This window comes from Allobosea sp. CCNWLY174 (genome assembly GCF_037120455.1).
GTDB lineage: Bacteria > Pseudomonadota > Alphaproteobacteria > Rhizobiales > Beijerinckiaceae > Allobosea > Allobosea lupini.
This window is the reverse complement of the sequence record NZ_JBBBBQ010000012.1, coordinates 53,441-74,121: the sequence shown is the minus strand read 5'-3', so window position 1 is coordinate 74,121 and position 20,681 is coordinate 53,441. Positions and strand designations below refer to the sequence as shown.

Below are 20,681 nucleotides of genomic sequence, written 5' to 3'. Positions count from 1 at the left end.
GCTTACGGCCGCTCCGGTGCCGCGGGGGCCACCACGGCAGGCCGGCCGGACTTCCTTAAGAGGTCGGCGATGTGGCTTGTCAGGCCGACATCGCCAACGACCCTGACACCAGCTCCGACCGGTAGCTCAGTCACAATTGCGCGCAACCTGTCGATGCCGTCGGAGACTTTGAAGTCGACCCACTCGGCTGGCTCGCCGGGAACAATGACGCCGCTCATGGTCGGCGTCCCGCCGCAGTGCAACTGCACGATCCATAAGCGATCTCCGTCATGAACCCACTCGAAACGGACCGGGCCCAATTGCTTTACGATCTGCTTGTTCGCCGCACGGACGCTTTCGACGATGGTTCCGGGAAGTTGCTCGGGGGCCTCTAGCCCCAGCATGAAGCGATCTCCTTCGCCTCGTCGTCCTTCGATGAGCAACTGGCCGTCCCGCCCCGCGACAGCTGCCCCGGAATAGCGAGCCCGAACCGCCGCTTGGCACAACACGGACGCTATCGTCCCATGCTCTGGATCTTCGGAGGCAAGAAGGCGAAAGGGATCAGTCCAGCCTTTGACGGTCGAATACAGCCCAGGCTGAGGTTCGTGGGGACACGTTCTGGTCCAGACTTCGAGGGAGCCGGTTTCATGTCCAAACGAGAAGGGGGCAATACGGCGGCCGACTACCAGCGTCTTGGGAACGGGTTGGCCTAGCAAATGAGCGATCAGCAGACCGTAGGCCTTGTCGCCAATGTGCCGACTGAATCTGTTGGGCCAAGCAGGCCGGGCCACCGGTGCGCCCGGGACGTTCTCTTCGCGCTCCCATATGACCGTATGCGAATGCTGATAGCCACGCGGTTTGGGATGGATGCTGAATTCAAGTCGAACGCCTGGCGCCCATTGCCAGTCCGGCTCAAAGCCGTAAATCGTTCGGAATAGGGGGATGGCAAGTTGGATCGGAAGTGCGGCAACTCCCGGCTTTTCGACACAACGAGGCGTATCATCCGGAGCAAACTCGACCATTTCGCCCTGCAATACCCCTGACACTCCACCGTCCGAGACATCGATTGTCTCGTTGACGATCGTGTGGAGGCCTTGGGCGGTAAGGCGCCCGAGCGCCTGCAGGACTGCATCAGTGCTCTCCAGCCCGTAGATGAACTCCCGGCTGCGAACTCCGTCGGGCGCATAGCTGCGAACATTGACCTTTCGGTCTGAGGCCGCCTGCAGAAGCGAGCGAACTGCATCGCTCGGGGACTCGAATTTGGTGTTGTCCGGAAATCCCGCGATCCGGGAGTGGGTTTGGACGAAACCGTCGGCATCCGGACGAAAGCTTACGAACTGGGCCACGTTTCCAAAGCGCGCCACGGCATCCAAGATTTCGTCTTTTTGCAATGGCATCTGCATTCCGGTCTAAGTGCCGAGCGGCTCGATCAGCTCAAACCGGTCGATAGAGGTTTGTTCGCGCGGATGTAAGCGCCTCTGACCAGAATATCGTGGAAGATGCCTGGCGCGACTTTGTCAGGAACAATGAGCGATCACGCGCTCAGCTGCCGGCCCCGTTCAGCTGAGCTCTGTGATGTACGTACCAGCCTATGACGATCAGTGCCCGTTCCTCAGGACGCGTTTGGCAGCTCTGCTATTTCCGCAGGAACCACTAAAGAGTCTTCAGCGCCTCCGCTGATGATTCTAACTCAAGCGGCATGGAGCTCGCGCTCGGCTGGTCGTAGAAGCTCGACCGTATTGCCTTCAGGATCCCGGATGACGGCGCGCTCTCCCCACTGGCTCATTCGTGGCGAAGACACGGATTGAGCCCCTCGCGCAAGGGCCTCCGTGAAGCTTGACGAAACGTCATCTACGCGAAAGCCGAGCCGCATGGGGGGAGGTATCGATCCTTCGGACGGATAAAGCTCGATCGTGGTTCCGCCCATCGAGCAAGCCAAATGTTCGGGCCCGGCTCCATGACGCTCGCGCAAAAATGTCATGCCAAGCGAGGAATAGAAACGCCCCAAAGCATCAACATCGCGGGCGCGAATAACCAGCAGATTCAGAAGCATCTCGGGGCCTCCTGCAGCATGATTTCGGGAGCGCTGGTGTCAGGCAGCGTTAGGGAAGTGCGTCGTCAAATCGACAGGAGCTTCAAATTCATTAAATCGAACGACCACACGAACTTCGCCGCCCAACGCTTCAATGTATTCTTTCACAGTACTCATCAGCGCGTTATCTTGATTTTCCAGCCTAGAAATGAATCCCTGATCCTTTTTAAGCCTGTCGGCGAGAGTTTTCTGTGATTGATCAAGGAGATTTCGAACCTCTTTAAGGGTCATTGCCGACTGTTTTTTGTCTGTGCGTTTGATCAGTTGGTTCAATCGCTTGGCTGCCAAATCCGGGTTGCGATAGAGTTCGTCCGGCCGCGAGCCATATGATTCATCGTCGGAGGTAAAAACTCCGAATCCCCGGTCTAATCTCCAACTAACGTTCGTCTGAAAGTCACGATACTCTAGATCAACCCACCATTCACCGCTTGGATCAGCAGGCTCGTCGATTGAATGTCTGGCGCCGGTCAGCGCAAGGCTTTCGATAAATCTCTGGATGTGTCGACGTCCATTTTCTCGCTGATCGTCAACCCGTCGCTCCCTGGCTTGTCCAGACATGTTTCGAATCCTTTCACGATCTTGATTGCGCCGTTGGAGGCGATCAGTGTGCTGTGCTTCCGGCTTCGATAGCGCACGATATCGTCATGGCCTTCGACCTCTCTTCGGCTGTCTTCCCGCGGGGGATATAGCCGACCATCACTTTCCCAAAGATCGGGATTGTTCGGGATAGTCGTGAACTCATCCTCCACTGCGGTTAGCGTCTCAGCCAGCAGTTCCAAAGCTTCGCTCGCTGACGAACAAGGCGCCGCAGCTTCCAAGCGGGACAGAAAAATCTCAGTTCGTTGCTCTTTGCCAATCATATAACATCCATATCATATGGCTTCAATGACATATTTCAAAAACGTTGGTCAACCCACAATGTTCGGCTTTGTACTTGTTCGTTCCTTCTAAGATGGAGGATACCGGCGAGACCAAGTTGTGGAGGCATGCGTCTCGTTGGGCTCGATGCGTCTCGTCCGTCTGCCGTTTGCCTGGCGTTATCAACTCCCTGCATGAGATAGATTAGGTCGTTGCGGCACAGCGCTCAGCGTTGACGGCGTCAGCGAACGCGCTCGCTTGATCAGCGGTTCGAGCGGCCATGGCCGTCCATCCCATCATATGAATATGAGGTGCAGCGAGCGCCAGGTAGACGCCGTCAAACAGCAAACGCATCAAAGTTTGATGCTGATGCTGAAGGTCATTCCTGAGACGGTGCCTCAAGATCTCCGAGGAGTTCCCGATCCGACGCATCAACGCCAAGCCCGCGCGGAGAGCCTCATCGCGGCGCTCGGTGTCATCTGCAAGGGACATCACGGCATCCGCACATCTGATGAGTTCACCGACCTCGGTGACCAACTGGTCGGCTCCGGAGAGCGACTCTGCCCTTCGCAACCTAACGTCTGCATCTACAGCGTCGGCCCGACGTTCAATGCATTCAGTTCGCGTTTCCAGATGAGCGATGAGTTGCCGAGGCTCGACAAAGCGGGCGCCTGATTCCCCATCCAGCATGGCGCTGAGAAAAATTGGGAAGTGCCCGGCAATTGCCTTGTCGATGGCTAAGCCCACGTCGAGGCAAGCACCCAGCAGGGTGGCCAGTTCATCCATATCGACGGCCATGACCGACACCGATCGACCTTGAGCATCGTATAGGTGGTTGCGAAGCCTATTTTCGAGCCCACGCTTGATGCCAAGCAAGGCTCTCAACCGATGAAGGTTGATATCGTTGCTCGCGGATGCAGACAGATCGCTTAGGCTGGTCAGGGTAACATTCGAATGGCGGGAAGCCTCGATTGCGCCAGACTGAAAACCGCTCTCTGACAATAGGAATGCGCGGTCAGCGCCGACGTCCTGCGCAATTTGCGAGAGCGTCATGACTTGTTCCTTGCGAACCGCTGATCGCCAATGCTTGCACTCGACGATCCAATGAATCGGTACGCCAGCAATGGTCGACCGAGCGGCGATATCAATCTTATGTCGCGCCCGAGCTCCCTGAACAGTGGTCTCTACCTGCGCTGAAAACCCCATCGATTCGAAAAGTTCAGCAGCATCGTTTTGATATTTGCGCCACGCGGGGGGCATACCGATTTGGCTCCTTGTTCTCAACGAGTGCAGCAGGCCGCTCGCTCAAGCAAATGAGCGCTTCCAGCTCTATTTCGTGCGCCTCCCGTTACGCGCTGCCGGTGTTGGAGACTGTTGAACGGGAATGCGTCCACATACAGACGATCCACCGCGTCCCGCTCTAGCCGGTCGCGGAGCTGTTCGCGGACGTCCGGCCGTTCATCCGTAGGCCCATCCGTCGCGCAGATATTGATGTCGACCAGGATCTTCCGTCTGACGCCGTCTCGATCAGGATCTGTCGCCGTTGCCGACTTTGAAATGCAGAGGCTTCGCTGGCATCGATAGCTCCTAGAGCCTCAGGCTCTCAAATAATGTTCATCGAATGTTCCTGCTGCGATTTGGCGGCAAGACAATCCGCTGTCTCGCCGCCAAATGCCGTCCTTGTCGTCAGGCCTCGTCCGACCTCAACCAATCCATCGTGACAACTCGAACTGGTGATTTTGCCGTCCCGGAAATCGTCTAAGTGATTCCAGCCACTACGTTATTTCTCGATTCTTCCTGCGGTTCAGGACAATCCATTCGGGGTTTCGCATTCAACCACATTTCACCACCAAACTATGAGCACCCGATTGTAGAACCACAAGTGTTGCACTTCAGGCAGATCCCGTTGCGCAGCTGGGTAAAGTTCATCGACTTTCTCCTCCTCGGCCCCTTCGCGGTGCCGACAACCTTCCCCTCCTAGCAGCGACAGATTGGTCTCTCCTGCCGACAAACTCTGTGCGGCGGCACACCCGTGACGAGTACGCGATTCACTTTTCCGCGTCCTCCGTCCGAAAGTTCCGCACTGACTTAAGTCGGTTCGGACCGTTTAGCCCACCGCAGACCAGCTCCGCCCCCGTTTTCGGGGATAAGCTCTATCCCAGCCTTCTCGAAGGCTCGCCGAATGGCGTCGAGGTTATTGTGATGAGGGGTTCGGAGCCCGCGCTCAAAATCCACTATGGTTGTTCGAGACACTTTTGCCGCGTCTGCCAAATCTCCTTGGCTCCATCCAAGCATGGCCCTCGCCGCCCGACACTGCTCAAGCGAAATCAAAATCATACTCAAAGTCGTTCTTTTTGGTTGACATCGGTCATAAAGGGCGTCTTTATGGTTGTGTCGGCTGATGCTGGCGGCGGTTGCGCGAGCGACTTCGCATGACACGACCTCACGACGTTGTTCGGAAGCCGCATTGCGGCCGATTCCGACAGTACCACGACTTTGTCTTCCGTCACGCTGGGACGGGAGAGCTGGATGACGCCCATGACCCTACCCTCGTGTTTCGGACTTATTTGCATAACGACGTTGCCGGATCCGGCCTTGTCAGTGTCGCAGGCATGGATCGAGGCGCATGCCGATACGGCCGAGCAGTGTCTCAAGCAGCAGCGGCTAGAGACCGAGCTGCTGGGAAGTTCCTCGGAGAGCGTCGACGCGAAACTTGCCAGCAGGGCAGAGGGCCGCGCCGGCGTGAGGCGGGCCTACGCAGGCGCAAAAGCGGCCGAGTCACTGGCCGTTGCGCGCGAGCAAGAGCTGCTGGAGCGCCTTGCCCGGACGCCCGCGCTCTCGCTCGCGGGGATCGCCGCGAAACTCTCGGTCATCGCAATCGAAGCAGAGGACAATACCGACCTGGCTGACTTCCCTGTGTCGCACGTCCGATCCGCGCTGGCGGATCTCCAGCGTTTGATGGGAGGGGCGATCGTTAATCCCTGCCTGGCTCCGGAGGAAGAACGCGCCGACGTCGGTGGAGCCGACCTTTGCCGTTTGCAACGTGACGTATTCCAACAGGAGAGGTGAAATGGGCGTACATGCTGCGAACAGGATGGGGTTGTTCGGGATCGCTGCCCTGCTGCTGATCTCGGATTGGAGCCGCGCATCCGCCGAAACGACTAAGGACCGGATCCTGCGGGAAGGCAGGATCGTTGTCGGCATCCACAACCGCTCGCCCTGGGGTTTTCGCGACGAGAAGACTGGCGAAGCCACTGGTTGGCATCCCGACATTCTCAATGCCGCCTTCGCTGAGCTCGGCGTGAAGAACATCGAGTTCCAGGTGACCGAGTTCGGGGCACTCATCCCGGGCCTTCTGGCGCGCCGTTTCGACGCTGTCGCCTCAGGTCTGTCGATTACCCCCGACCGTTGCAAACAGGTGGCCTTCGGCGCGCCGGATTTGCAGGCGCCGGACGCGGCCATCGTACTGGCTGGCAACCCCAAGAAGATCCACGGCTATGCCGACATCGCCGCTAAGGACGGCATAGTCATGGGAGCTGGCCGCGGCAGCGTCGTCACCACCAACGCCGCAGCGGCTGGCGTACCCAGTAGCCGCATGCTGCTGTTTCCCGACATCGAATCCAATCTTTCGGCGCTGCGCGCCGGCCGCATTGATACGGCGCTAATGGCGTCGCCGACCGTGATCGGACTTCTGGCCGGGAAGGGCGGTCACGGCCTCGAACGCGTGGCGCCGTTCGACGTCGGTCAAGCGCAGACCAACTTCGCGGCGATCGCTTTCCGCAAGGAGGATGTCGATCTGCGTGAGACCTATGATCAACAGCTCGCCAAGCTGAAGCGCACCGAGGCCTTCGCTGCGATCATGGCGAAATATGGCTTCGGCGATCAGGAAGCCGTGCCGCCGGGCATCGTCACCGCCGACCTCTGCAAAGGGCAGCCATAACGATGCCGATGAGCCTGTTCGAGATCTGGCTGGGCATTCTGCAGGGGCTCGGCACAACCCTGGCCGTCACCGCCTACGGCCTCGTCTTCGCCGTTCCCTTCGCGCTCGTGTTCGGCGTCGCCCAATATCTCACGCGCGGCGTCGCGCGTCTGCTGGTCACCGGTGTCATCGAATTCTGGCGCAGCTCCGCCGTCATCATCCTGCTGTTCGTCTTCTACTACGCGCTGCCTGTCGTCGGCGTGACGCTGTCGGCTCTGACGGTGAGTGCGATGGTTCTCGGGCTGAACGCCGGCGGCTATGCCAGCCAGGCGGTGCGTGCCGGGCTGCAGGCGATTCCGGCGGGCCAGAAGGAGGCGGGTGCGGCCCTTGGTCTGTCGCGCCCGGCCATCCTCCTCCTGATCGAGCTGCCGCAGGCGCTGATCGCGATGAGCCCGACCTTCGTCAACACCCTCATTCAGCTGGTCAAGGCGACGGCGCTGGTCTCCCTTGTGACGCTGACCGACATGACGTTCCGCGCCAAGGAAATCGCCCAGGTCGAGTACAACCCCGTCGCGATCTACACGGCGCTCCTCCTTGCCTTCTTTGTCGTCTGCTACCCGATCGCCCTGGCCGGACGCTGGCTGGAGGCGCGTGTCGCCGCACCCGGGAGCCGCTCCAGTGGGATTTGATCTCGCCTTCGCCTTGTCCAGCGTACCGACCATTCTCGGCGCGATCGGCACGACCCTAGGTGTGGCGCTCGTCAGCTGTCTGGGTGCCGCCGCGCTCGGCTTCCTCTTCGACATGCTACGACGCATGGGTGGCCTCGTCGGCCTCTCGATCGGCTTCGTCATCGACTTCATCCGGTCGACGCCGGTTTTGGCCTGGCTCTATTTTCTGTATTTCGTCCTGCCCTTTTATGGCATTCGCCTGGGCTCGCTGACGGTCGGCGTGCTGGGGCTGAGCCTCTATTACAGCGGCTATCTCGCCGAGGTCTTTAAGGCCGGCATCGACGCCATTCCCAAAGGCCAGTCGGAGGCTGCTCGGGCGCTGTCGCTCAGCCGGCGCGATGCCCTCATCTACGTGATCGCGCCTCAGATGCTGCGCAAGATCGCCGCCCCGCTCGGCAATTATTTCGTCTCGATCCTCAAGGCGACGCCCTATCTGGCCGTCCTGGCGGTTCCCGAAATGCTCGGACGCGCCTTCGATATCGCCTCGGAAACCTATCGCTACACCGAGCCGCTGGTCGTCGCCGGCCTCATCTTCCTCGTGCTCGCCTTGGTCATTTCCCATGGCGTCAAACGTCTGGAACGGCGCCTGCTCGCCGTCGGCGCACGATAATTCAGCCAAACCCGGACCGGACCATGAGCACGCAATCGCAGTCCATCGTCGATATCCAGGGCCTCAACAAATGGTACGGCGCCCTCCACGTCCTGAACGACATTGACCTTGCGGTCGCAAGCGGCGCCTGCGTCGTGGTCTGCGGGCCGTCGGGTTCGGGCAAATCGACGCTCATCCGCTGCATCAACGGCTTGGGCAGCTACCAGACAGGCACGCTTCGCCTGGCGGGGACGACGCTCGGGGCCAACGCCAGCGAGACGGCCGCGGCGCGCCGCCAGACCGGCATGGTCTTCCAGAGCTTCAACCTGTTTCCCCACCTGACAGTGCTGGCCAATTGCACGCTGGCACTGCGCCGGGTCGCCGGCCGGAGCCGCGCCGAGGCGGAAGATATCGCCATGGCACATCTCGAAAAGGTCAGGATCCCGGAGAAGGCCAAATCCTATCCCGGCCAGCTGTCTGGAGGCCAGCAGCAGCGCGTCGCGATTGCCCGGGCGCTATGCCTCAACCCACGCCTCATGCTGTTTGACGAGCCGACCTCGGCGCTCGACCCGGAGATGATCAAGGAGGTGCTCGACGTCATGGTCGCGCTGGCCCGCGACGGCATGACGATGATCTGCGTCACCCACGAGATGGGCTTTGCCCGTGAAGTCGCCAACCAGGTCGTCTTCATGGATGGCGGATCCATCGTCGATCATGCGCCCGTGCGCGACTTCTTCGGCCCATCGGGCCATCCCCGCTCACGGCTGTTCCTCAATACCGTCCTCAAGCACTGAGCGCGCGCCGATGACAAGCTCCACACAGGTTTGGACGCCACTCGACTTCGAGGCGAATGGCAAGCAATGCGACTGGCTGCGCGTGCCGTATTCAACGGACTTGTCGGGTTATGGCGTTGTCCCGATCCCGATCGTCTGCATCCGGAACGGAGCAGGACCCACCGCCCTGCTCATGGCTGGCAGCCATGGCGACGAGTATGAAGGGCAGGTCGCGCTTGCCGCGCTGGTGCGCGAGATCGATCCCGCCGATGTGCAGGGGCGGATCATCGTGCTGCCCGCTCTCAATGCCCCTGCCGTCGCGGCCGGTCGGCGCGTCTCGCCGCTGGACGCAGGCAACCTCAACCGAGCCTTTCCAGGCGATCCCGTGGGCGGCCCGACCGCGATGATCGCGCACTACGTCGCCACTGTCCTCCTGCCCATGGCGGACCTTGCCATCGACCTGCACGCAGGCGGCCGATCTTGCGACTACATCCCCTGCGCCCTGATCAGAAGCGGGGGAAGCGAGACCGAGCATCGGCAGCTTGTCGACCTCGCAGTCTCGTTTGGCGCTCCGGTCACCTCCATCAGCGACGGCTCCGGCGGCGGTGGCAGGACGACATTCTCGGCGGTCGGGCAGGGGGCCGGAGTGCCGGTGCTGACTGCCGAACTTGGCGGTGGCGCCGCGCTGTCGAGGGACGGCCTGGCAATCGCGGAGCGCGGACTCAAACGCGTCCTGCAACGCTATGGCCTGTGGTCGGGCGCAACCCCCGATCCTGCGCCGCCAACGCGCTTCATGCGGGTACGGGGAAGGGGAGCCTTTGTCTATGCCATGCGCAAGGGCCTATTCGAACCGTCAGCGGAACTGGGCGCTGTCGTCCGGGCCGGCCAGCTTGCCGGTGTCATTCATGCCATCGATCGGCCGTGGCAGGCGCCGGAACCGATCGCGTTCACCGAGGACGGTATGGTTGCCTGTCGACGTGCCCCGGTCCTGACTGAGCCGGGCGATTGCCTCTACAAGCTCCTCGTCGACGTCGATCCCGCCTGACCGCCGCAAAGGCGCTCGATCGGAGCGATCATGATCCTCTGGAGACCAAGACGCCCTTCGACGATCCGTCCGGTGGGCGTCAATCCACAGGCCAGGTTCAACTTGATAGCGGCGAGATTGGCGACGTTCACGCTCGACATGACCTGGGTGACAATCGGCCGTTCCCGCGCGATCCATTGTGCGGCGAGACCGATCGCCGCCTTGCCATAGCCGCGGCCCTGGAGTCGCGTGTCGATCCGCAGATTGTTGAGGGTCATGCAGCCTGCCTCCGCCCAGTCGGGCAGAGCCGCGCCTTCCCGCGCAACGATGAAGCCGACGACCCTGTCGTCATCGACCAGCGCAAAAGGTGTCTGGCGTGGCGGTGAGGCTCGCAACTGAGCAAAGACGTCGCCGATCGGCCCGCCGGAATAGGGCTCCGTGTCGGGATCGACGGCAATGCCAGCGACCACGTTCTCATCGTCAAGACCAAGCACCCGCAACGAGACTGCCATTTGATGCCCTCCGGACCGTCCGTCTTACGACCAGTCTTGTTGTCAGTCTCCGAGCTCGGGGCTGACGGAATCCCGGGATGGACCTGGCCATGCTGCCGAGCGGGGACGACAACGCAGCGAGCGCAACGCTCGATCCAGCTGAGCTATGAGAGCGAACCGCAGAGTCTGGGTAGCCGCGCCCAGCTGCTGAAGAACAAGCCCAGGTATGAGATTTTTCAGATGACGACCAGTTACTCAGCGGCCAGGTCACGATGTCCTTTGCTGAGATGGCCTGCTGCCGGTTTCGTGGACACCGTTTGGGCGTGAGTTCGAGATCGAGGCGGTGCGCCTGATCAAGGACCGCTGGGTGCGTTTGGCGACTGAAAGGAGTGACTGGCGTCGCGACCGGAGGGCGACGCACAACCACAGGTTGCATCTATCACGCAATCCTGGATGGGCGATGTATTTGTTCTAACGTCTAGCCAAACGGCCAGGATATTTTTCGCGATATCGTTGTATATTAAAAAGAACGTTCGTTTGACTAAAAGAACAAACCTTACCCACAATTCCTCTCCTCGTCGGCCCCTGCCGTTCGAGGCCGAATTGGGTGAAGGGACGACCATGGTTGAGGCGGGCGAACGTTCGAAACGTAGAAGTATTGACCGCCGCGCGCTGTTGGTCGCCAACCTGCTGATGCCGCTTCTGGTCACGACGGCCGGCATCGCGCAGGCGCAGGTGCCGTTGCCCACACAGATCCCCGCAGGAACGAAGCTGGTCGTCGCCGACCAGAACGAGGCCCTGCAGACGCTGATCCGAGCCTCTGGCGTTCAGGCCAAGCTGTCGAGCACGGTGATCTATGCCAATTTCCTGGGCGGGCCGGCGATCCTGGAAGCATTCAGGGCCGGCGCCCTCGATCTCGCTACTGTCGGCAACACCCCGCCGATCCAGGCGCACGCGGCCGGCGAGCAGATTCCGATCGTCGCAGCGCGAGTCTCCTCGGAAACCGATTACTTCCTGGCCGTACGGCCGGGACTGAAGATCAACAGCCTCGAGGAGTTGAAGGGCAAGAGCATCGCCTATGGCGAGGGCACCGGGCGCCAGCCCTTCGTCCTGAACGCCCTCAAGCTCGCCGGGCTGACGCGCAAGGACGTCAAGCTCGTGCCGCTGCGGGCGGCCGATTTCCCTGATGCGATCCGCACCGGCCAGGTCGATGTCGCTGCGCTCAACGAGCCGCATTTCTCCCGCTACCGCGCCGATTTTGCCGACCGTGGTGCCAGTGCGCTGCCGAAGGAGCAGAACGATCGCCTTCCGAAGAGTCTGACCTATCTCTATGCGAGCAAGAAGGCACTCGACGATCCGGCCAAGGCGGCAGCGATCCGCGAGTTCGTCGCGGGCTGGATCGATGCCAGCCGCTGGTCGCACGCGAATGTCGAGGCCTGGGTCGACGCCTACTACGTCAAGCGCCAGAACCTGAAGCCGGAAGACGGTCGCAAGATCGTCGGATCCGAGGGAGCCTACGAGTTCCCCGTGCTGGCCAGCCTGATCGCCAAGCAGCAATCGCTGATCGACGTGATCTTCGAGGCAGGTGACCTGCCGAAGCGCCTCGATGCGCGCGAGGAGTTTGACCTGCGCTTCGACGACGTCATCTCCGCCAAGACCAACTGAGCATGACCAATTGACGTTAAGTCTGGACGGAAGGGCCGCCATGAGCGTCGTCACCTATGCTCCCGAGCGTCAGGCTGAAGCGGATGTTGTCCGCCCGGCGGGAACGCATGCGGGGCGTCTGCCGAAGCTGGCGCCAGGCCGCCTACCTCCGGGCGCGATCCTGTTCGGCCCGGTCGCGCTCGTCGCCATCTGGGAGCTCGCCTCCGCCCTCGGCTGGCTTTCGCCCAGGTTCCTAGCCGCTCCGTCGACCGCGGTGCTCACCGGTTTCGAGCTCCTGACCAACGGCACCCTAGCCGATCATTTCCTCGCCTCTGCCAAGCGAGCCTATCTCGGCCTCGGCATCGGTGTTGCGATCGGGCTCGTGATGGCGCTGGCTGCCGGCCTCAGCAGGATTGGCGAGGCTTCGCTCGACGGGCTCGTTCAGATCAAGCGGGCAGTACCGACCCTGGCGCTGATCCCACTCGCCATCCTCTGGCTCGGTATCGGCGAGACCATGAAGATCGCGCTGATCGCCTCCAGCGTTCTCGTGCCGGTCTACATCAATACGCATGCGGCACTGCGCGGCATCGATATCCGCCATATCGAGCTCGCCCGCAGCGTTGGGATCTCCCGCGGCGCCTTCTTGCGCGAAGTCGCGCTGCCCGGCGCGCTCTCGGGCTTCTTCACCGGCCTCAGGCTCGCCGTCACCACCTGCTGGACAGCTCTCGTCGTACTCGAGCAGATCAACACCACCGAAGGCATCGGCTACCTGATGAACCGTGCGCGCGATTTCGGCCAGACGGACATCATCGTCGTCGGCCTCGCGATCTACGCGATCCTCGGACTGGGCTCCGACTTCGCGGTCCGGGCCTGGGAGCGCAAAGCGCTGTCCTATCGCAAGGCGCTGGCGTCATGAACGCCTCGGTGCATCCGCTACCGCCAGCTGTGGCGCCTGCCGCCGTCAGCCTGCGCGGCGTCACGCGCCGCTTCTCGGGCCGCAGCGTCTTGCGCGACGTCTCGCTCGATTTCGCCCCAGGCGAGTTCGTCGCGCTGATCGGCAAGAGTGGTTCGGGCAAGAGCACGCTGCTCCGCGCCATGGCCGGACTCGATGACGGCGTCGAGGGCGAAGGTCGCATCAGCGTCCCCGCCGATCGCTCGGTGCTCTTCCAGGATTCCCGGCTGCTGCCGTGGAAGACCGTGCTGCAGAACGTTGTCTTCGGCCTGCGCACCCCGGATGCCGACACGCGTGGGCTGGCTGCGCTTGCCGATGTCGGGCTGGCTGGACGCGAGAGCGCCTGGCCGAATGCCCTCTCTGGCGGCGAGCAGCAGCGCGTTGCGCTTGCGCGTTCACTGGTGCGCCAGCCGCGCCTGCTCCTGGCAGACGAACCCTTCGGCGCACTTGACGCGCTGACGCGGATCAAGATGCACGAGCTGCTCTTCCGTTTGATCCGGCAACACCGGCCGACCGTCCTACTGGTCACGCATGACGTGGACGAAGCGATCAAGCTCGCCGACCGCGTGCTGGTGATGGACGATGGCCGCATCATCGTCGATCGGCCGGTCGCATTGGCGCATCCGCGTCTCAAGGATCCGCATTTCGAGGCGCTGCGCGGTGATCTGCTCGCGGCGCTCGGCGTATCCGACGCCGTCTAGAATTCCTTTCGACAGTTGGACCTGCCATGTCACGCGAGCTGCACCTCAATCTCTTCATTCATGGTCGCGGTCATCACGAGACGGCCTGGCGCCATCCGTCATCGACGAAGAAAGCACTGAGTGACCTTGGCTATTACCGCGACCTTGCGCTGGCTGCCGAGGCGGCCAAGCTCGACTCGATCTTTTTCGCCGATGCGCTTGCCCTCGGCGAGGAACTCGCCCATGCCGCCCGCGGCGAACTCGAGCCACTGACCCTGCTCGGCGCGCTCGCCGCGCTGACGGAGCGCATCGGCCTGATCGCCACGGCCTCGACCACCTATAACGAGCCCTACAACCTCGCCCGGCAGTTCGCCTCGCTCGACCATCTCAGCGGCGGACGCGTCGGCTGGAACATCGTGACCTCCTGGGCCCCGGGCGCCGCCGCCAATTTCGGCCAGGACACGCAGGTTGGCATCGACCAGCGCTATGCCCGAGCCCACGACTTCGTCGAGGCGGTCTCCAAGCTTTGGGACAGCTGGGCGGCGGACGCGATCGTCGACGACCGCGACTCCGGCATCTATGCGCTACCCGAGCGCGTCCGCCGCACCGAGCATCGCGGCAGCCATTTCAGCGTCGCCGGCGCGCTCAATATCCCGCGCTCGCCACAGGGGCGGCCAGTCTTCGTCCAGGCCGGCGCCTCGACTGACGGCCGTGCCTTCGCTGCTCGCTATGCCGAGGCGATCTTCACCGCGCATCTCAGCAAGGAGAGCGCGATCGCCTTCTATGCCGACCTCAAGACGCAGGCGCGCACGCTCGGCCGCAGCCCCGACCAGATCGTCATCCTGCCGGGTCTCAGCGCCGCGATCGGCTCGACTGAAGCGGAGGCGAAGCGGGTCTGGGAGGAGTTGAACGAGCTGTCACATCCCAGCGTTGGGCTGGCGAGGCTGTCGGGCCGCTTCGGCGGCCATGATTTCTCGCATCTGAAGCTCGACCAGGTCCTTTCGGTCGAGGATTTTCCTGACCCGGCGCAAGTGCAGGCCTCGCGCAGCCGGGCGCAGTCGATCACCGCGCTCGTCGCGCGCGAACGGCCGACCTTGCGCGGCCTGCTGCACAGCCTGGCCGGCGCGCGCGGCCATTTCACCGCTACCGGAACACCCGAGCAGATCGCCGGCATCATCGAGGATTGGTTCACTTCCGGTGCAGCGGATGGCTTCAACGTCATGCCGCCGATCCTGCCGACCCAGTTCGAGATCTTCGCGAGCGAAGTCATCCCGCTCCTGCGCAAGCGCGGCCTGTTCCGCAGTGAGTATCCCGACGGCACGCTGCGCGACCGGCTGGGTCTCGACCCGGTCCCAAGCCGATTCAACACAAGCGAGCCAGCGAAACGCTCAGCCTGACGCGTCGATATTTCGCTGTCCGGAATAACGCCGTCTCCCAGGACGCGGCCCGTGTCAGCGGCCCCAGGGCGAACACCTGCGTGGAGGGCTCGTCTGGACGTGAGCCGTTGCTTGTGCCGCTGATATGGCCGGCCAATGCTCGTATAAGGCTGTTCGTAGGAACGAACGGCGCATTTTCGGGAGAGGGACGGCTTGCGCGAACGAAGTTTAAAAGTCGCTGGCTTTCGGGGACACTCTTCTCCGCAAATGAGCGGATTCTCGAGAAGCATGTGACCGTTGAGAAGCGGCTTGAGGACTGGCCCGAGCGTTACGAGCGCCGACAGCAATGATTCAAGCTCGGCGACGCTGCAGACCTGGTTGGTGAGGCAGACTTGGGCGCGCTCACGCGATCATTGAAGGTAAGCTAACCGCAGGGCAGGGGCTCCGGCTGCCGCTGTTCGTCGCCAGCAACGTCACCGGCGAGCACTAGCTCCGCCGGCCGATCCTCAGGCCATCCATACCCGACCCAGAGCGCAATTTTGGCCCCTAGCTGACGTCCAGGATGTTTGCTTCCGGGTAGTCCGGTGAGGCTTGCAGTCGAGTGGCCGAACGTGGCGCGCTGCCGATGGTAAATCGTGTGAGTATCCGGCTTAAGCGTATTCGGGCCGGCGCGGCGTGAACACATCGAGATTAATCACCGGCTCATCGCCGACGACCTCGCCCCAATGCTCGACATTCGACGGGATCACGACGAGCCCGCCGGGACCGATCAGATGCTCCTCGCCGCCGATGAAGAAGCGGATGGTGCCGCTAACGATATACGCGATCTGTTCATGGGGATGGCTGTGCGGCTTGGGCTCGTGACCGGGCATCAGCCGGTGCAGCGCCAGCGTCGCTGCGCTGCCGGAAAAGGCCTTACGGTCTACACCCGGACGCACGGGTGTCCACGGAATCTGGCTCCAGTCGATCTTGTTAAGGTCCATGGCAGGGGCTCCGATCGTCGCTCAGTCAGATAGTCACTTGGGTGTCATTTGGCGGCGCCGAGAATCCCCGACGGACGGATGAACAGGAACAGCAGCAACACCGACAGCGCTGCAACATTCTTCAATCCGGCGCCGAAGCCAACGATGGCGAGCGCCTGTAGCAGGCCGAGCAGCAAGCCACCGAGAAAGGCGCCGAAAGGCCGGCCGAAGCCGCCGACGATCGCAGCGATGAAACCGCTGATCGCGAAGGGGACGCCGACATTGAACGCGGTGAACTGTGTGGGCGTGATCAGGATGCCGGCGATCGCCCCCAGTGCCGCGCTCAGCGCGAAGGCCAGCGCCAGCATGCGCGAGACCGGGATGCCCTGCAGCGCCGCCGCCTCGCGGTTGATCGAGCAGGCACGCATCGCCTTGCCGGTCCGGGTCAGCCCGAAGAAGGCGGCGAGCGCGGCGACGATCGCGAGCGAGCCGCCAACGATCCAGATGAGCTGGTAGCCGATCGCGACCGGGCCGATCATCAGCGGCGGCCGGTCGGTGAAGACGGGCAGGGTCTTAGGTTGGTCGCCGACGGCGATCAGGGTCAGCCGCTCGATCACGATCTGGGCGGCGAGCGTCGCCAGGATCATGACGAACATCGTCGCCTTGCGGTTCCAGAGCGGCCTGACGACGACGCGCTCGATCGCGACGCCGAGTATAGCCACTGCCGCGATCGCGATGAGCGCCGCCACTGGCAGCGGCACGCCGTTCCGCGCGAACAGCACATGGGTGATCATGCCGCCCAGCATCACGAACGCGCCCTGGGCGAAGTTCACGATGCCGCTGGCATTGTAGATCACACAGAAGCCGATGCCGATCAGCCCGTAGACGCAGCCGATGCCGAGCCCGCTGACCAGGACCTGCGGAATATAGGACCAGTCAGCCATGGGGCACCTCCTGCGCGAGGGGCGTATCCGCGGCCGGCTTGCCCGTACCCAGATAAGCCGCGATCACGGCTGGGTCGGCGCGGACCTCGGCCGGAGTGCCCTGCGCGATCTTGCGGCCGAAATCGACCACGACGACGCGGTCGGCGGTGTTCATCACCAGCGTCATGTCGTGTTCGATCAGCAGCACGCTGGTGCCGTCCTCGGCGATACGGCGGATGATCCGCGACAGCGCCGCCGATTCCTCGGTGTTGAGACCGGCGGCCGGTTCGTCGAGCAGGATGAGCCGCGGCCTGGCGGCCATGGCTCGTGCCAGCTCCAGCATGCGCTGGCGGCCGTAGGGCAGGGCCGAGGCAGGCTCATCCGCCATCGCCGCCAGCCCGGCGAAGGCCAGCAGCTCTCGCGAGCGTACCTCGACCGTCTGTTCCTCGCGGCGCGCGGACGCCGGCCGCAGCAGCGCCGCGAACAGCCCGGCCTTGCCCTGCAAATGGCAGCCGACCTTGACGTTGTCGAGCACGCTCAGGTCCTCGAACAGCTTGACGAGCTGGAAGGTCCTGACCAGACCGCCGGCGGCGATCTCGGCCGGCGGACGGCCGGTGATGTCCATGCTCTCGAACAGGATGCGGCCGGCGCTCGGCGCCAGGAAGCCGGAGATCAGGTTGAACAATGTGGTCTTGCCGGCACCGTTAGGGCCGATCACGGCGGTGACGCCCTCGGCCGGCACCTCGAAGGAGACGTTATCGACTGCGACGAGCCCGCCGAACCGGCGCGTCACCCCTTCCAGTTTCAGCCGGGTCATGAGCGGCCTCGCGGCGAAAACAGGCTGGCGAGCCCGCGCGGGGCATAGATCAACAGCACGATCAGCACCGCGCCATAGGCCAGGTCCTGATAGTCCTTGAAGGCGCGGAACGTCTCGGGCAGCAGGCTGACGATCAGCGCGCCGACCAATGGGCCGGCGACCGTGCCGATCCCGCCGACATAGAGCATGGTGAAGGTGACGATGACCATGTGCAGCCCGAAGACCTCGGGGCTGACGAAGCCGACGACATGGACGAAGAGCGAACCGGCGAGCGCGGCAAATCCGGCCGAGAGCAGGAAGGCGAGGAGCTTGTAGCGGGAAACCTCGATGCCGAGCGCGGTCGCCGCTTCCTCGCTGCCCGCGACCGCCGAGAGCGCGCGCCCGAAGCGCGAGTGGCGGATGCGCGCGGCGGCGAAGGCGCAAGCCGCGACGACCAGCGACAGCAGGATCAACTGGCCGCGGTCGGAGGTGACCTCATAGGGGCCGATGCCGAAGGGCGGGATGCCGGAGATGCCCATATAGCCCTGCGTCACTGACTGCCACTCGACCGTGATCTCATAGGTGATCAGGCCGATGGCGAGCGTGCCCATGGCGAGGTAGTGCCCCTTCAGCCTGAGCGTCGGAAAACCGACGATCGCCGCGACCAGCACGGCGGCTGCGATACCCAGCAGCATGGCCGGTAGGGGCGGCCAGCCATGGCTGGCGGTCAGTACGGCCGAGAGATAGCCGCCGATCGCGGCGAAGGCGTTCTGGCCGAAGGAAACCTGGGCGGCAAAGCCCATGAACAGGTTCAGCCCGGTGACGAAGACCGCATAGATCAACGCAAAGGAGACGACAGTCGCCGCATAGCCGCCCACGACCATGGCGTAGCCGACAACGACCGCGGCGAAGAGCCAGGGCAGCAGGCCGGCCAGCCTGATCGGGCGCCGTTCAGGCGAAGTAATGCTTGGCGAGGTCGTCATGGGAGGTGATGTCACGCGGATCGAGTTCGGCGACGATGCGCCCGAGGGAAAGCAGGTAGACGCGGTTCGCGAGCTCGAGCGCCAGCGGCGCCTTCTGCTCGACCAGCACGATCGATAGGCCTTCGCGGTTGAGGAGACCGAGCGTCTCCAGGATCTCCCCGGTGACGCGCGGCGCAAGGCCGAGCGAGGGCTCGTCCAGCAGCAGGAGCTGCGGCCCGGCCATCAGCGCACGGCCGAGGGCGAGCATCTGCTGTTCGCCACCCGACATCGAGCCTGCGGCCTGGCCGAGCCGCTCCTGCAGGCGCGGGAACAGCGTCAGGACGCGCTCGCGGCGGCGGGCGAACTCGGCCTTGTCGCGCAGGCGATAGGCGCCGAGTTCCAGATTGTCGGCGACGCTCATCGGCGCGAACAGGCCGCGCCCCTCCGGAACCATCACGATGCCGCGCGCCGCCACCGCGACCGCGTCGTTGCGCGGCAGCGCCTCGCCGCGGAAGCGGACCTCGCCGCCATTGGCCGACAACCCCATGATCGCGCGCAGCAGCGTCGACTTGCCGGCCCCGTTGGGGCCAAGCACAGCGACGAGCTCGCCTTCGCCGATGCGCAGGTCGATCCCATGCAGCGCATGGATGTGGCCGTAGCGCGCGGAGAGGGCGGTCGCGGTCAGGATGGGCGGGGCAATGCCCGCCCCGGTCGCGGCCGCGGCGGCAAGGCTCATTGCACCACCTTGACCTTGCCGCCTTCGATTGTGGCAAGCACGAACGGGTTCTCGGTGATGCCCTGATGCAGGTCCGGCTTGAAGTTGTAGATGCCGGTCGTGCCCTGGAAGCCGCTCAGCTCCTCATAGGCCGCGCGGACCTTCTCGCCCTCGAAGGACTTCGCCTTCTCGATCGCGGCAGCCGTCAGCATGACGCCGTCCCAGCCGCGTGAGGCCCAGTTCGGGTCGCGGTCCTTGAACTTCTCGCGCCAGGGGTCAAGGAAGCCCTTGATGCCGGCCTTGAGTGCGCCCTCGGGCAGCGCCTCGTAGACCTGCGAGGGTGAGGCGACGAAGAAGAACTTGTCGCCCAGCACCTCGGCCACCGGCCCGAAGACGGCGAGATCCTCGAGGCTGGTCAGCAACAGCATGTCAGCGCCGAGCTGTTTGATGTTCTTGGCAGCGGTCAGCGTCGTACCGCCGAGTCCGATCTTTAGGATCGCCCCGGCGCCAGCCGAGCGCGCCTTGCTGATCTGCACGCTGAGGTCGGCGTCGTCTTGCTTGTACTGGTCGACGGAGACGACCTCGAGGCCAAATTTGGCGGCGTTGCGCTCGGCCACGCTTTTCTGGAGGTTGGCGTAAGGGGTTGGGTCGTGCAGAACCGCGATCTTGCGGATTTGCGTCTTCTCCTTGAGGTATTCCAAGCGCTTGTCGACCTCGAAACCGGCGGGCGGCAACGTGCTGAAGGCCCAGACCAGATGCTCGGCCTGCGTCGGCAGGATCGAGCACAGCATCATTGGCACCTTGGCGCGCTGCAGCAGGCCCGCCGCGGCGAAATTACCGGCCGAGACGCAGCCGCTGACGAAGACGTCGACCTTGTCCGAGCTCAGCATCTTCCGATAGACGGTCACCGCCTCCTGAGGCTCGGAGCGGTTGTCCTCGACGACGACCTGGATCTTGCGGCCCATCACGCCGCCCTTGGCGTTGAGTGCAGCCGCGGCGAGCTCGACGCCGTCGCGCCATGCGCGGTCGACCGTCGCGGCATAGCCGGTCAGGCCGGCGGAGACGCCGATCTTGTAGGGTTCCTGGCTACTGGCGGGCTGCGCGCTGACCAGTGCGAGGCTCGCGGCAAGGCTGGCCGCGAAAAGGGTCTGTTTCATTATCTGTCCTCCCGGTTTTCTCTGGTCCAGGCTGGTGGCCTCGATGAAAGGCCCCGCCATT

At 63.2% G+C, this 20,681-nt stretch carries 23 protein-coding genes; 10 read left to right on the top strand and 13 right to left on the bottom strand.

Annotated features, from left to right (window positions below):
- Positions 1-2 precede the first annotated feature (2 nt).
- The 6 genes from V7S63_RS25685 to V7S63_RS25660 form a co-directional block, all read right to left on the bottom strand.
- Positions 3-1,376, bottom strand: coding sequence for a hypothetical protein (locus V7S63_RS25685; protein ID WP_336532352.1), 1,374 nt, complete (start codon positions 1,374-1,376; stop codon positions 3-5).
- Between the two features lie 293 nt (positions 1,377-1,669).
- On the bottom strand, positions 1,670-2,032 hold the full coding sequence (locus V7S63_RS25680; RefSeq protein WP_336532351.1) for a VOC family protein: 363 nt from the start codon (positions 2,030-2,032) through the stop codon (positions 1,670-1,672).
- A gap of 39 nt (positions 2,033-2,071) precedes the next feature.
- Positions 2,072-2,629 carry a helix-turn-helix domain-containing protein gene (locus V7S63_RS25675; protein WP_336532350.1) on the bottom strand — a complete coding sequence of 186 codons (558 nt, stop codon included), beginning with the start codon at positions 2,627-2,629 and terminating at the stop codon, positions 2,072-2,074.
- Complete coding sequence (locus tag V7S63_RS25670; protein WP_336532349.1) at positions 2,539-2,931, bottom strand: hypothetical protein; 393 nt, start codon at positions 2,929-2,931, stop codon at positions 2,539-2,541. The genes V7S63_RS25675 and V7S63_RS25670 overlap by 91 nt, the downstream gene beginning before the upstream one ends.
- A 202-nt stretch (positions 2,932-3,133) precedes the next feature.
- On the bottom strand, positions 3,134-4,189 hold the full coding sequence (locus V7S63_RS25665) for a restriction endonuclease (protein ID WP_336532348.1): 1,056 nt from the start codon (positions 4,187-4,189) through the stop codon (positions 3,134-3,136).
- A gap of 828 nt (positions 4,190-5,017) precedes the next feature.
- Positions 5,018-5,266, bottom strand: a complete 249-nt coding sequence (locus V7S63_RS25660; protein ID WP_336532347.1) for a helix-turn-helix transcriptional regulator — start codon at positions 5,264-5,266, stop codon at positions 5,018-5,020.
- Between the two features lie 192 nt (positions 5,267-5,458).
- Here V7S63_RS25660 and V7S63_RS25655 point away from each other — a divergent pair, with 192 nt between their 5' ends.
- Genes V7S63_RS25655 through V7S63_RS25630 form a run of 6 tightly spaced genes read left to right on the top strand, consistent with a single transcriptional unit; the run spans position 5,459 to position 9,983 of the window.
- On the top strand, positions 5,459-5,998 hold the full coding sequence (locus V7S63_RS25655) for a hypothetical protein (protein WP_336532346.1): 540 nt from the start codon (positions 5,459-5,461) through the stop codon (positions 5,996-5,998).
- A 1-nt stretch (position 5,999) separates the two neighbouring features.
- Positions 6,000-6,869 carry an ectoine/hydroxyectoine ABC transporter substrate-binding protein EhuB gene (gene ehuB / locus V7S63_RS25650; protein WP_336532345.1) on the top strand — a complete coding sequence of 290 codons (870 nt, stop codon included), beginning with the start codon at positions 6,000-6,002 and terminating at the stop codon, positions 6,867-6,869.
- An 8-nt stretch (positions 6,870-6,877) separates the two neighbouring features.
- Positions 6,878-7,537 carry an amino acid ABC transporter permease gene (locus V7S63_RS25645; RefSeq protein ID WP_336532344.1) on the top strand — a complete coding sequence of 220 codons (660 nt, stop codon included), beginning with the start codon at positions 6,878-6,880 and terminating at the stop codon, positions 7,535-7,537.
- The gene (gene ehuD / locus V7S63_RS25640; protein WP_336532343.1) at positions 7,527-8,186 is read left to right on the top strand and encodes an ectoine/hydroxyectoine ABC transporter permease subunit EhuD; all 660 of its coding nucleotides are present in this window, start codon (positions 7,527-7,529) and stop codon (positions 8,184-8,186) included. The genes V7S63_RS25645 and ehuD overlap by 11 nt, the downstream gene beginning before the upstream one ends.
- A gap of 23 nt (positions 8,187-8,209) precedes the next feature.
- Positions 8,210-8,959 (top strand): amino acid ABC transporter ATP-binding protein, encoded by a 750-nt coding sequence (locus V7S63_RS25635; RefSeq protein ID WP_336532342.1) that lies wholly within the window; start codon positions 8,210-8,212, stop codon positions 8,957-8,959.
- Positions 8,960-8,969: 10 nt separating this feature from the next.
- Positions 8,970-9,983: a succinylglutamate desuccinylase/aspartoacylase family protein gene (locus tag V7S63_RS25630; RefSeq protein ID WP_336532341.1), complete on the top strand. Its 1,014-nt coding sequence runs from the start codon at positions 8,970-8,972 to the stop codon at positions 9,981-9,983.
- On the opposite strand, the gene V7S63_RS25625 is transcribed toward V7S63_RS25630, so the two are convergent.
- A complete protein-coding gene (locus V7S63_RS25625) occupies positions 9,950-10,474 on the bottom strand; it encodes a GNAT family N-acetyltransferase (protein ID WP_336532340.1) in 525 nt (174 codons plus the stop codon). The two genes, V7S63_RS25630 and V7S63_RS25625, sit on opposite strands and share 34 nt — an antisense overlap.
- 432 nt (positions 10,475-10,906) lie before the next feature.
- Here V7S63_RS25625 and V7S63_RS25620 point away from each other — a divergent pair, with 432 nt between their 5' ends.
- Genes V7S63_RS25620 through V7S63_RS25605 form a run of 4 tightly spaced genes read left to right on the top strand, consistent with a single transcriptional unit; the run spans position 10,907 to position 15,126 of the window.
- Positions 10,907-12,118: an ABC transporter substrate-binding protein gene (locus V7S63_RS25620; RefSeq protein ID WP_336532339.1), complete on the top strand. Its 1,212-nt coding sequence runs from the start codon at positions 10,907-10,909 to the stop codon at positions 12,116-12,118.
- A gap of 40 nt (positions 12,119-12,158) precedes the next feature.
- Entirely contained in the window at positions 12,159-13,013 is an 855-nt protein-coding gene (locus V7S63_RS25615; protein WP_336532338.1) for an ABC transporter permease, read from the top strand.
- Between the two features lie 8 nt (positions 13,014-13,021).
- A complete protein-coding gene (locus V7S63_RS25610; RefSeq protein WP_442896524.1) occupies positions 13,022-13,750 on the top strand; it encodes an ABC transporter ATP-binding protein in 729 nt (242 codons plus the stop codon).
- Positions 13,751-13,776: 26 nt separating this feature from the next.
- A complete protein-coding gene (locus tag V7S63_RS25605; RefSeq protein WP_336532336.1) occupies positions 13,777-15,126 on the top strand; it encodes an LLM class flavin-dependent oxidoreductase in 1,350 nt (449 codons plus the stop codon).
- A gap of 629 nt (positions 15,127-15,755) precedes the next feature.
- On the opposite strand, the gene V7S63_RS25600 is transcribed toward V7S63_RS25605, so the two are convergent.
- From V7S63_RS25600 to V7S63_RS25575, 6 genes are read right to left on the bottom strand one after another with little or no spacing between them, the layout of a single operon-like run.
- Complete coding sequence (locus V7S63_RS25600) at positions 15,756-16,088, bottom strand: cupin domain-containing protein (RefSeq protein ID WP_336532335.1); 333 nt, start codon at positions 16,086-16,088, stop codon at positions 15,756-15,758.
- A gap of 44 nt (positions 16,089-16,132) precedes the next feature.
- Positions 16,133-17,011: a branched-chain amino acid ABC transporter permease gene (locus tag V7S63_RS25595; RefSeq protein WP_336532334.1), complete on the bottom strand. Its 879-nt coding sequence runs from the start codon at positions 17,009-17,011 to the stop codon at positions 16,133-16,135.
- Positions 17,004-17,807, bottom strand: a complete 804-nt coding sequence (locus V7S63_RS25590) for an ABC transporter ATP-binding protein (RefSeq protein WP_336532333.1) — start codon at positions 17,805-17,807, stop codon at positions 17,004-17,006. Before V7S63_RS25590 ends, V7S63_RS25595 begins: the two co-directional genes overlap by 8 nt.
- A complete protein-coding gene (locus tag V7S63_RS25585; protein ID WP_336532332.1) occupies positions 17,804-18,769 on the bottom strand; it encodes a branched-chain amino acid ABC transporter permease in 966 nt (321 codons plus the stop codon). The genes V7S63_RS25590 and V7S63_RS25585 overlap by 4 nt, the downstream gene beginning before the upstream one ends.
- Positions 18,738-19,484, bottom strand: a complete 747-nt coding sequence (locus V7S63_RS25580) for an ABC transporter ATP-binding protein (RefSeq protein WP_336532331.1) — start codon at positions 19,482-19,484, stop codon at positions 18,738-18,740. Before V7S63_RS25580 ends, V7S63_RS25585 begins: the two co-directional genes overlap by 32 nt.
- A complete protein-coding gene (locus V7S63_RS25575) occupies positions 19,481-20,620 on the bottom strand; it encodes an ABC transporter substrate-binding protein (protein ID WP_336532330.1) in 1,140 nt (379 codons plus the stop codon). The genes V7S63_RS25580 and V7S63_RS25575 overlap by 4 nt, the downstream gene beginning before the upstream one ends.
- Positions 20,621-20,681 lie beyond the last annotated feature (61 nt).

Coding starts and splice junctions, on each gene's coding strand:
- V7S63_RS25635 (WP_336532342.1), top strand. CDS start 8,210: ATGAGCACGCAATCGCAGTCCATCGTCGATATCCAGGGCCTCAACAAA.
- V7S63_RS25630 (WP_336532341.1), top strand. CDS start 8,970: ATGACAAGCTCCACACAGGTTTGGACGCCACTCGACTTCGAGGCGAAT.
- V7S63_RS25685 (WP_336532352.1), bottom strand. CDS start 1,376: ATGCCATTGCAAAAAGACGAAATCTTGGATGCCGTGGCGCGCTTTGGA.
- V7S63_RS25575 (WP_336532330.1), bottom strand. CDS start 20,620: ATGAAACAGACCCTTTTCGCGGCCAGCCTTGCCGCGAGCCTCGCACTG.
- V7S63_RS25590 (WP_336532333.1), bottom strand. CDS start 17,807: ATGACCCGGCTGAAACTGGAAGGGGTGACGCGCCGGTTCGGCGGGCTC.
- V7S63_RS25605 (WP_336532336.1), top strand. CDS start 13,777: ATGTCACGCGAGCTGCACCTCAATCTCTTCATTCATGGTCGCGGTCAT.
- V7S63_RS25585 (WP_336532332.1), bottom strand. CDS start 18,769: ATGACGACCTCGCCAAGCATTACTTCGCCTGAACGGCGCCCGATCAGG.
- V7S63_RS25655 (WP_336532346.1), top strand. CDS start 5,459: ATGACGCCCATGACCCTACCCTCGTGTTTCGGACTTATTTGCATAACG.
- V7S63_RS25670 (WP_336532349.1), bottom strand. CDS start 2,931: ATGATTGGCAAAGAGCAACGAACTGAGATTTTTCTGTCCCGCTTGGAA.
- V7S63_RS25660 (WP_336532347.1), bottom strand. CDS start 5,266: ATGATTTTGATTTCGCTTGAGCAGTGTCGGGCGGCGAGGGCCATGCTT.
- V7S63_RS25625 (WP_336532340.1), bottom strand. CDS start 10,474: ATGGCAGTCTCGTTGCGGGTGCTTGGTCTTGACGATGAGAACGTGGTC.
- V7S63_RS25595 (WP_336532334.1), bottom strand. CDS start 17,011: ATGGCTGACTGGTCCTATATTCCGCAGGTCCTGGTCAGCGGGCTCGGC.
- V7S63_RS25620 (WP_336532339.1), top strand. CDS start 10,907: ATGGGCGATGTATTTGTTCTAACGTCTAGCCAAACGGCCAGGATATTT.
- V7S63_RS25675 (WP_336532350.1), bottom strand. CDS start 2,629: ATGTCTGGACAAGCCAGGGAGCGACGGGTTGACGATCAGCGAGAAAAT.
- V7S63_RS25600 (WP_336532335.1), bottom strand. CDS start 16,088: ATGGACCTTAACAAGATCGACTGGAGCCAGATTCCGTGGACACCCGTG.
- V7S63_RS25615 (WP_336532338.1), top strand. CDS start 12,159: ATGAGCGTCGTCACCTATGCTCCCGAGCGTCAGGCTGAAGCGGATGTT.
- V7S63_RS25680 (WP_336532351.1), bottom strand. CDS start 2,032: ATGCTTCTGAATCTGCTGGTTATTCGCGCCCGCGATGTTGATGCTTTG.
- V7S63_RS25580 (WP_336532331.1), bottom strand. CDS start 19,484: ATGAGCCTTGCCGCCGCGGCCGCGACCGGGGCGGGCATTGCCCCGCCC.
- V7S63_RS25665 (WP_336532348.1), bottom strand. CDS start 4,189: ATGCCCCCCGCGTGGCGCAAATATCAAAACGATGCTGCTGAACTTTTC.
- V7S63_RS25645 (WP_336532344.1), top strand. CDS start 6,878: ATGAGCCTGTTCGAGATCTGGCTGGGCATTCTGCAGGGGCTCGGCACA.
- ehuB (WP_336532345.1), top strand. CDS start 6,000: ATGGGCGTACATGCTGCGAACAGGATGGGGTTGTTCGGGATCGCTGCC.